At 44.1% G+C, this 9,010-nt stretch carries 16 protein-coding genes; 1 reads left to right on the top strand and 15 read right to left on the bottom strand.

Features of this window, described 5'->3' with window-relative positions:
- Positions 1 to 169: 169 nt before the first annotated feature.
- The 3 genes from LZ23_RS10610 to LZ23_RS10600 form a co-directional block, all read right to left on the bottom strand.
- Positions 170 to 421 carry an NTP transferase domain-containing protein gene (locus LZ23_RS10610; protein WP_045214014.1) on the bottom strand — a complete coding sequence of 84 codons (252 nt, stop codon included), beginning with the start codon at positions 419 to 421 and terminating at the stop codon, positions 170 to 172.
- Positions 422 to 652: 231 nt separating this feature from the next.
- The gene (locus LZ23_RS10605; RefSeq protein WP_045214013.1) at positions 653 to 1,495 is read right to left on the bottom strand and encodes a DUF3800 domain-containing protein; all 843 of its coding nucleotides are present in this window, start codon (positions 1,493 to 1,495) and stop codon (positions 653 to 655) included.
- A 136-nt stretch (positions 1,496 to 1,631) separates the two neighbouring features.
- Positions 1,632 to 1,901: a glutamine amidotransferase-related protein gene (locus LZ23_RS10600; RefSeq protein WP_269745176.1), complete on the bottom strand. Its 270-nt coding sequence runs from the start codon at positions 1,899 to 1,901 to the stop codon at positions 1,632 to 1,634.
- Positions 1,902 to 2,127: 226 nt separating this feature from the next.
- On the opposite strand from LZ23_RS10600, the gene LZ23_RS10595 reads away from it, so the two are divergent.
- A complete protein-coding gene (locus LZ23_RS10595) occupies positions 2,128 to 2,724 on the top strand; it encodes a site-specific integrase (protein WP_232300466.1) in 597 nt (198 codons plus the stop codon).
- A 56-nt stretch (positions 2,725 to 2,780) separates the two neighbouring features.
- On the opposite strand, the gene LZ23_RS10590 is transcribed toward LZ23_RS10595, so the two are convergent.
- From LZ23_RS10590 to LZ23_RS25320, 12 genes are all read right to left on the bottom strand, one after another.
- Positions 2,781 to 3,218 (bottom strand): type II toxin-antitoxin system VapC family toxin, encoded by a 438-nt coding sequence (locus tag LZ23_RS10590; RefSeq protein WP_045214010.1) that lies wholly within the window; start codon positions 3,216 to 3,218, stop codon positions 2,781 to 2,783.
- Complete coding sequence (locus LZ23_RS10585; protein WP_045214009.1) at positions 3,206 to 3,430, bottom strand: hypothetical protein; 225 nt, start codon at positions 3,428 to 3,430, stop codon at positions 3,206 to 3,208. Before LZ23_RS10585 ends, LZ23_RS10590 begins: the two co-directional genes overlap by 13 nt.
- A 427-nt stretch (positions 3,431 to 3,857) precedes the next feature.
- On the bottom strand, positions 3,858 to 4,028 hold the full coding sequence (locus tag LZ23_RS24065; RefSeq protein WP_157493193.1) for a hypothetical protein: 171 nt from the start codon (positions 4,026 to 4,028) through the stop codon (positions 3,858 to 3,860).
- Positions 4,029 to 4,045: 17 nt separating this feature from the next.
- On the bottom strand, positions 4,046 to 4,204 hold the full coding sequence (locus tag LZ23_RS24060; protein WP_157493192.1) for a hypothetical protein: 159 nt from the start codon (positions 4,202 to 4,204) through the stop codon (positions 4,046 to 4,048).
- 131 nt (positions 4,205 to 4,335) lie between these two features.
- Positions 4,336 to 5,244: an ATP-binding protein gene (locus tag LZ23_RS10580; protein ID WP_045214007.1), complete on the bottom strand. Its 909-nt coding sequence runs from the start codon at positions 5,242 to 5,244 to the stop codon at positions 4,336 to 4,338.
- Between the two features lie 8 nt (positions 5,245 to 5,252).
- Positions 5,253 to 5,744, bottom strand: coding sequence for a siphovirus Gp157 family protein (locus LZ23_RS10575; protein ID WP_045214005.1), 492 nt, complete (start codon positions 5,742 to 5,744; stop codon positions 5,253 to 5,255).
- A 21-nt stretch (positions 5,745 to 5,765) separates the two neighbouring features.
- A complete protein-coding gene (locus tag LZ23_RS10570; RefSeq protein ID WP_084591013.1) occupies positions 5,766 to 6,197 on the bottom strand; it encodes a JAB domain-containing protein in 432 nt (143 codons plus the stop codon).
- Entirely contained in the window at positions 6,182 to 6,466 is a 285-nt protein-coding gene (locus tag LZ23_RS10565; protein WP_045214003.1) for a hypothetical protein, read from the bottom strand. Before LZ23_RS10565 ends, LZ23_RS10570 begins: the two co-directional genes overlap by 16 nt.
- Before the next feature lie 157 nt (positions 6,467 to 6,623).
- Positions 6,624 to 7,313 (bottom strand): hypothetical protein, encoded by a 690-nt coding sequence (locus tag LZ23_RS10560; RefSeq protein ID WP_045214001.1) that lies wholly within the window; start codon positions 7,311 to 7,313, stop codon positions 6,624 to 6,626.
- The gene (locus tag LZ23_RS10555; protein WP_045214000.1) at positions 7,306 to 7,824 is read right to left on the bottom strand and encodes a hypothetical protein; all 519 of its coding nucleotides are present in this window, start codon (positions 7,822 to 7,824) and stop codon (positions 7,306 to 7,308) included. Before LZ23_RS10555 ends, LZ23_RS10560 begins: the two co-directional genes overlap by 8 nt.
- Before the next feature lie 21 nt (positions 7,825 to 7,845).
- On the bottom strand, positions 7,846 to 8,019 hold the full coding sequence (locus LZ23_RS23485) for a ribbon-helix-helix domain-containing protein (protein ID WP_084591012.1): 174 nt from the start codon (positions 8,017 to 8,019) through the stop codon (positions 7,846 to 7,848).
- A gap of 271 nt (positions 8,020 to 8,290) precedes the next feature.
- A complete protein-coding gene (locus LZ23_RS25320; RefSeq protein WP_269745175.1) occupies positions 8,291 to 8,419 on the bottom strand; it encodes a hypothetical protein in 129 nt (42 codons plus the stop codon).
- Positions 8,420 to 9,010: the final 591 nt, after the last annotated feature.

Below are 9,010 nucleotides of genomic sequence, written 5' to 3'. Positions count from 1 at the left end.
TGTCCTTGATGGGCAGGCCCTGCAGGGCGGTTCGGGATATAACATGGTATACTGTAGGTTGGTTTTCACGAATAAATCTGGCTATTCTTGGCATGGTAGAACCTCCATGAATGCTTGTGGTTGCTGGGTTGAGAGGAAAGTAGCGAAATGTGGTGAAAATGTCAACTAATCAACCTGTCCCCACTTTCTTAATATTGGTCTTAAACCATCTGGGGTTTTCCAGAGTTTCAAACTCACCTGTGATCTTATCTTTGAGATATCCCCGGACCACAGTAATATCTTGTATGCCTGCGTCTCTTAAAGCCTTAATCTGCCAGTCAAGAAGCGGCTTGCCATACAGCTCGACCAGGCATTTTGGTCGGTCATCTGTTAGGCTTAGAAGCCTTGATCCCCGGCCTGCGGCCAAAATTATTGCTTTCATAAAAAAGATTATACCACAGAGAGCACAGAGGCTCACAGAGAAAAAGGTTAAGAACAACTCTCTTTACGCCCTCTGTTGACATCATAAGTGTTTTCAGGTCACAGAAAAACATAAAGAAATAAACTCAGCCTGGTAAACCTTGACAAAATAAGCATGGATGTTTAATGTTGATAACGTTCGGTGCTGCTTGTCAGCTCGATAGGGTCCGCCCCGCCGAACATCAATAAACAATCAAGCCTCCGCAAGGAGGCTTTTGTTTTTTTCCCACCAGGGTATTAAGGGACTGTCATCTGGAAATATTTTCAAGCCATCCACCTTGCTTTGATTGGTATTAGATGAGTTGTACAGCAGGGGGAATACTTTTTTGAAATATTCATAATCAAAGCGCTGATAGCGCATTGTATGGTATATGTTGTACGAACACATATCTGCCGCCTGAATTCCTTCTGAAAGTTCACTTCGCACAAAGAGAGGCATTTCCACGATATGCCTGAACCTGCAGTCGGCACTGGTTCCACTTTCCAGAAAGTATGCATGTTTTCTGGCCAGAGAAAGGTTGGCCTGTCTGCTGATATCATCTGTAACCATTATAGCTTTATGTTTGCGGTGCTTTTCCCGCATATAGTTTTCCACCCTCTCACGTAAGAGCTCCCAGGCCTTGCGGTGCAGTTTTGAGGCGTCCATGTAATCCTGCAGATATCTCTTATCTATAACCACGGAAACCAGCACTGCCGGAACTGCAAACAGCTGGTTGTAGTATGTAGCCACAAGATCATCCACTTCTTCCATGGTCAGCAGGGAGAGAAAGGGATGTTTTTGCCTTTCCCTGTTTATCCTGATCCAGTTTGATTTTATCTCGCACTCATCAAGTGAAACCTGGCCTGCATTATGAACCTGGAGCAGTATTTTCTTTTTGGCGGCTATAGGATCATAAAACTTGCGCCAGTTATGTTCAAATATCCCCAAAGCTGTTAATACATACAACCAGTCTTTGGGAGAAGCTGAATAATCCATCCCGGGATGTATACCGTGGGTATCCAGGTTTCCTGTCTCATCTACGTAAAATATGTACAAAGTAATATCCTCGTGTGTTGGTACGAAGAAATACTTAACAGGCAAATTTACAGGGGTAAACCAAAAAACTTTCTGATCAATTGTACGTCAAGCTCAGACACCTGGTCCTCCCTCTCAGGATGCCACATTACAGCCATCAGAGGTTTGTCCTGGTGATAGAAGCCTTCAATACGGTCCTGATTGTCTCTGGCAAAGGGTATGGTATAAGCGGCGGGTTAATTTCAAGAGGTCCGCAGTTGTCGTGGTAGGAATTTACCGTATGTTCTTCCCCATCAATACTTACTTCATGCCTTGTACCTGCATGACCAGTGCAGGCAGTAACCTTATATCCAAAATAGTGAGCCATGATCTGCAGACCCCGGCACACTCCAAACATTGGAAGCTCATTTTCCAGGGCATATCTGATTAAAAGTCAACTAATCAACCTGTTGGCTTCTTTTTTTAAAGCTTAAAAACCGGATGAAAAAAGCAGGCGGGGTAAATCTGTGTATAGCAGGATACTGGCAACATAATGTCACAGTTGGCTCCTCTGGCCGGTAATGCCGGTTATAAGGGCCGTTTTCATGGGTGTTATTCCAGAGATTTTAGTAAAGCATATTTTGTCTGTCCCTGTTGGCTTCTTGAAATGGGAGGTGCAAGGGATCAGTAAAAACCCTTGTGACGGTATCAAGAAGTTTGAAGAGAACAATGTCCAGGAACGTTACCTGACCCCGGAAGAACTCGAAAGGCTATGCGTGGCCATAAGAGAGAGTGAAAACCCTTTGCTTGAGCCGATAATCCTCATGCTGATCCTGACTGGAGCCCGGAAAAGTGAGATCCTGAATGCCAGATGGGAGGACGTTGATCTTCAAAGGAAATCCATCAGGTTCCCGTTTACAAAAAGTGGTAAGCCCCGGACAGTTCCTCTTTCTGACAGCGCTGTAGGTGTGCTGGAAGGTCTTGAGCGCACAGGTCTGTATGTATTCCCGAACCCTGATACCGGGAAGCCATTTACCTCAGTTTACAGGTCATGGTTTACTGCCAGAGAAAAAGCTTGTCTGGAAGACGTAAAGCTGCATACCCTCCGGCACAGCTTCGCCAGCTTCCTGATTAACGCTGGGCGTTCGATATATGAGGTTGGAGCCTTGCTCGGTCACAGTAAGATTGAAACCACTATGCGCTATGCGCATCTTGCAGAGGAAACCCTGAAGGAAGCAGTGAATTCCGTACCGCTGGGTAAGGCTGCGTGATTTAGATGTGATGTGCATGGAGGCCACCCCTGGTTAGTCGGGGTGGCCTTTGGGAATTAAATCAAGCTATCAAGGGTGATTATTTCAATTGAAGGGATTGTTGGTAGCCTAAGATCATTTGTAAGGAAGTAGGCTGCTCCTGTTTCAATGGCTGCACTTATCTGTAATGCATCTGGAGTTCTTATATTATGCTTTGCTCTTAGGCTGGCGGCTCGCTCCGAGATAGAATGAGATATTTCAACGGTGATCATCTTTGAATTAAGTAAAATGTCTTTATAGTTAGATGCCAGAGAATAATTGCCTAAACGTAATGGATATACCAGAACTTCAAGCAAGGTTATGGTTGAAGTTGACACTAACAATGACCCCTTTTCCATTTCAACAAAAAAAGGTTCTAATACAGAAAGATAGGGTGATTTTTCCTCGATGAAATAAATTAGAGGAGCAGTATCAAGCCCGATAGTAGTCCCTGAAAGTTTCTTCACCCACTCCATGATGCCCTTTCCTCAGTAATGTATTTATCTACATCAATATCTTTCCAGAGATCCTTTCCCATTCCCTTTAGTTCCATGATGCTCCTGGGCTTAGATACAGTGGTCGCTTTGTTTCTTACTAATGAGGCTGTCTGTTCTAATAGCAGGAGTTGTTCAGAAAGAGGCAGGGTCTGGATATCAGATAAAATTTGTTCATATCTTTGTGTTTCCATATGCTCACCTATACATTTTCATTGTTTCAAAATGCCAGTTAGAGTAGAATTAAGGCAGATATTCTATTTTGGCAAGGAGGATTTTCAGTTAAAACCCGAATCTCAACTTTTTGAATAAAGTTGATATTGGGCTTTTCAGCCTAAAAATATCCAATAAAACCAGTGCTGTATCTGTTGCCCTCAACCCCGCTACCTTCACTCTGGTAGGTAAATATGAAGTTTTATTGTTTTTGTTTCATTAAACTTGATATTGTTCGATAGTAGACAATTTTGACCGCTATAAGTTCATAGATGCATCCCATACCTGAAGTCACCAAAACATCTGCGTGTCCAAAAAGGGGCAGCTACGTGTATAGTTATTGGCTTCTAAGGGTATGTCAGGCTAAAAGAAGGGCGCTTGTTTGTCCCTTCTTTTTTACTCAGACTTTTACCAGAGGATTACAAAGCCAATCAGAACTACAACAGCGCACCACAAAACTAAACACTGTCTTTTCCAGAAGATGTGCTTACGCTTGTGGAAGGACTGTTTATTTCTGCGAATTTCATATCTGAGTTTGGAGCCTATCCTTGAAACTCCATGAGCATCCTGTAAGTCCATATTCTTACCTCCCTAAGCTAATTATGTTCATAGAACTCAATCATAACTCCGTACACACCGGACTGCCTGATTATCAGAGCAGCGTACTCACGTGCTTTAGTTTCATTTTCAAAGACATGCTCTGACTCAGACACATCCGCACCCAGAAATTTGCCCATCTTGATTACTGACCACATATCTACCTCCTATATTATCGTTTCACTGGTTTGAATAACTTCCAGATAAGAGTTGCAACAGCTATTATCAGCTGGCCTACTGCCTGACGATCATCCTTCTTGGTATTTATCTTTTGCATCTGATCTTCACCTCATGCTGCCTGCTTAGTTAAATAGTCACGAAACTTAGACAGTAAATCCTGGTCCGTATGGCATCTTTCCAGGTTAGCAAGCTGTTCCAGGATGTACTTATAGGGAAGACTCTTAAGGTCAGTGTTGTATTTCGCCTGAATATATGCCTCGTATTCAGAAAGTCTTGATCCCAGTCCAAGCTTGAACAGATGAGCCATAATGTCGTTTATCAGGTCCGCAGGTTTAGCTGTACTACCGACTAGCCAATCTTTGAGCATCTTGCCTGTCTCGATATCCGGCGTAATATAACGGCCGTCAAAAAGACCTGTTCTGTCCTTACTGGCCGTAGCAATATGTCCGTCAACTGATAGTTCCAGAACACAGGTAAACTCATATTCCAGACCATCACGTTGGACTGGGGCCAGTCCGATCTTGACAGGCCTTGTCTTACCAGTCTTCTCATCTTTCTGGACTTCCCAGGCTGTCTTGCTGCGCATGGTAACTATGACGTGCAGATCAGCTCCCAGTATGGCATCTACCAGAGAATTATGCTTTGGGCTGGCCTCACGCCAGGCCGCAAAGTTATTTTTTACAACCTGTGAAGCCCGGTCCACGAACTCCAGGATACCGCCCTGGCCTGACCATGCATGAGATAATGAGTCAATAATCAGTACGTTATAGCCTGCCTTTTCAGCTTCTGTTATAGCCTGTATGTAGCGCTCCGGGGTGTAGGGCGGGCTTAGATCAGATATGTCATAGTCCACCAGGTCTGAATACAGAGAGCCAGAGCCTCTTTCACTATCCAGCATGGCAATCTTTCCTCCCAGGCCCTTGGCTATTAACAGTGCGCTGTATGTCTTACCTGACCCGCTGGGGCCTATTAAGCCCAGTCTTAATTTAGACTGACTTCGTTTTGCTTTTACAAACATGCTGCCTCCTATCTTATGGTTAATGATTGTCTCTTTTCCAGCTGGGCACCCGGAATATGCCAGCCATTTTTTAATTCTTCGGCTATGCCTCGCTTATCAACCCTTACCTCAGTTATTATCTTCTTAAACTTCTCCGGGATGCCACCAAGGTCTAAGATGTTTACGGCATTTACGGTCCTGATAAAAAGTGTACTGGATAGGCCCTTTATCTTTGTAAGCTTATGCCGGTTCAGAATAATCAACAGATACTCCCGGAACTCTTCAAGTCTTTTCTCCATAGACTTACGCCTGTGGCGCAGTCTCTCTTCCTCCTGCTTCAGGAAATCAATCTCAGCTTTACGCTTTCTGACTGCATATCCGATAGCGTCTACTTTGGACTGCTCCTGTAGGCCCAGTTCATCCAGATAGGACAAGGCAGGTAAATGCTGGTCTTCTGTCAATTCCTCCGCAACTTGCAGAATATTGCTTATCTCTTCTTGAATTGCATCTAATGTCGGCATGTGTTTTATCCTCCTTGTGGTTTATAAATACCCGTGTTCTTGAAATGAGAAGTGGCCGGTATCAGTTACGATTACGTGGTCCAGTACCCGGATTCCCAGTTCTTGACAGATCCTCTTGATTTTGCTGGTAAGCTCCCTGTCCTGCAGCGATGGCTCAGGATCGCCTCCGGGATGGTTGTGTCCGAGAATTAAGCCTGAGGCCTGCTTTAAGAGAGCATGGCGTACAATTTCCCTGGGGAATACCGGGGCCTGGTCTACAGTACCTTTGGACATTACCTTCTTACAGATAAGCCGGTTCTTGTTGTCTACGTACAGTGCTACAAAGTGTTCAGTCTTTTTCTTCCTGTAGGGCAAAAGGGCAACGACTGAGGCTTCAGGGTTGGATAAGTAATAATCCGGCTTTGCCTCCATAGCGTATAGCTCGTTTAAGAGTGATTTTATTTTATCCTGCATGGCTCTTCGCCTCCACAACAAGTACACGGCACCGGGTCCAGAGCTTTTAGCCTGTCTTCAAGGTCTTCCCTGTCAAAGCATAGCAGGAAATGCAGATGCTCAGGGCCATCAATGTAACCGTCAGGCAGTACTATTTCGTACTCAGGGCCTTCAGACTCATCCAGTTTCTCGATATGTACAGTTACATCGTTTATCACCGCTGTAGCGTACAATGGATACAGACCATCATATTGATTACGCTGCTTTAGTGTTGCTTTGTGTATTTTCATTCTTTACCTCCAGAAGTAGAAAGGCCCGGGGGGTTGCCCGGGCTTTCTTGTTATTCATTTTCGTCATCTTCAGAGTATAACCTGCCAAACAATGCAGATATGGCAATAATTATGCTACCTATAATCTCAAGAATGTTAGTGTTTTCATGGTCATTCATCAGGCTGCCTCCATGTAGATACGCCTGCGAGGCAGGTCGGTTATTGATCTGTCAATTGCATTCTTTACCTCAGCCATGTCCTGCCGGATAGAATCTCGTAATGCCTGGTTGTCTCTGAGTATTTCAGTGTCCACGCCAGTAATTATATCCCTGGTAAGCCCTACTAAGCTTTGCAATTCTTCGTCTTCAAACAGGTTCCTGTTACTGAAATTATCCAGGAATTCATTGAGCTTCTGCAGGACACTACTTCTGAGTATCTTCGGCTTGGAGTCTCCGTTTGTACCCAGCCTGTCTGTCAGGTGGGAAACAAGCTCGGCAAATTCAGTGCGTAGCGCTGCGATAGCTTGCTCCCGTGTCTCTTCCATGAGGTTCAGGAATTTCTCTCGCTCCCTTTCATAGAGCTTTGGAGAAAGCAGTTGAGAGTTGCCAGGCATAGCCAGGTTTACGTATTGCCAGTGAAAACTGAACCGTTCTGCCGGGTCTATGGGATAGTCCAGAGGATCAAAGAGATCTCCAAGAGCCAGACGTGCTTCAGACCTGGCCTGGCTGTAACTGCGCATAAACATTCTCACGTTTCCATTAAACTCATACTTCAAGTCCTGGAGCTGGTTTTCAATAGTAGTAATCTGCTCTTTAGGTACAAGGTTTAAGCCTGATATGGGAAAAGGGAGGGCCTGCTTCTTAACCATACACCTTGCTTTGCCAGCCGTAGCCTTGATCGGTAAACTGGGTAGCTATCTTGGCAATATCTTTAGGGCCCTGTGACTTATTGATCTTCCTAAGGCTGGTTTTAATCACACTCATGAACTGCTTCTGGAAATCTTTGTGAAATGATTGCCCCGCCTTTAATGCAGCCTGAAGCGCCTGCCATGATTCAACGTGCACTTTTTGCTGGTGCAGGTCTTGCTCATCAAAGGCCCAGATTCCGGTTTCCTTGTCCAGGATGAACCATCTTTCATTATTCCGGTTATAGCAGTAACTCCCAGCAATTCGCCTTCTGATAAAATCACCCAGGCTAAAATCACCTTTTTCGTAAAAATCCCAAATCTCTTGCATGGTTAAGCCAGTTTCTTCATCAATTACCTCTGTGGAGTCAGGCAGCTCTGTCATTTGGCTCATAATCTCTTCCACCACGTCACTTTTCTTTTCATTATCTTTATGCAGCTTGATGACTTTTCCGGTCTGCTTCAACTTTTCCATAATTATGCTCCCATATTAAAGTTAGTGCTTGTAGTTAAATTTCTTCCCAGCCGGCTTTACCCCAGCCAGGTACTTCTCAACAGCAACCCTGATCAGCTTGGATGCACTTAGTTTTTCCTCTTCCGCTTTTTTCACGATCCTGTCATCCAGTTCCGGACTCAGGTAAATCGCTCTGTAAGTTTTAGTAGTAGCCATAAATACTCCTTAAGTTTGTGAGATATCACCACTTTGCTCCAGAAAATGGGTGCCAACCCAATGTCAGCACCCCACTGTGAAGCAAACCGGAAATATCTGTTTAAATTTAAACCTAATAAAGTATAATGTAAGTTTTCAGAAAACTTTAGTTTTTTGTTGAAAAAAAGTTACTTTAATTGCTTTTTTATTAAGTCGATTTTGTAATTCGCTATTCCTATTTCAATCTCGTGATCTTTAAGGCCTTCCATTACTCTGCCGTTACGGATATTTGCTACGATCCACTTGTTGACTTTCTCTGCATGGTGATCAAGACATCAGACAGAGTGTTTTGGAACAGGTGCTCATTGAAGTACCCGTAGGCGTAGTCCAGTCCCTGGTATTCCGTGGAAGTTGCTTTCAATACTCTCCCTCCATTTTTTGTATCGTACGTTACAATTTCCAACCCCGTGTTTTTTGTACAGATGCTGGGAGAGTATAATGACAGAGTTTCCAAAACTTTAATTTTTGGTCTAAGAGGTCTGGTTAAAAGCTTAAAATAATTGAGGATAAATTTTTTCAGGCCTAAATCTTGCTACTGACACTCATTTTCAATTACAAGGTATGGATTTTGTGAAAACCAAGGTGTTTCCTGGCTTAAGCGATATTTTGCTGTGATTGATACTTTTTTAGGTGTTATTTAAGGGAGAGGGGTGAGGGGTTGGAGCTCTGTGAGCCCGTTTAAGGCCCTTCTGCAATCTTTTTTGATGTTGGACATGCAAAAAGAGGCTGAAAGCCCTCAGGTGAAGCGTTAGGGGCCTTAATCGCTGTTGTGCTACTTTCACTCTGTTTTTGCAGGCTAAAAAAGCATGGCTCTGTGTTTCAGATACCAGCAAAGTGGCTCCCTATGCACCAAAGCGCTTAGTAGACGCCTTGGTCGGGCTATACTGCCTTAAAAGGTGAAGAGGGGCAGGGACCTGGTGTCGGTTAAACCGATATCAGCCCCGGCTTGAAA

It is taken from the genome of Desulfonatronovibrio magnus (genome assembly GCF_000934755.1).
Lineage (GTDB): Bacteria > Desulfobacterota > Desulfovibrionia > Desulfovibrionales > Desulfonatronovibrionaceae > Desulfonatronovibrio > Desulfonatronovibrio magnus.
This window is presented reverse-complemented; position numbering and strand designations above follow the sequence as displayed.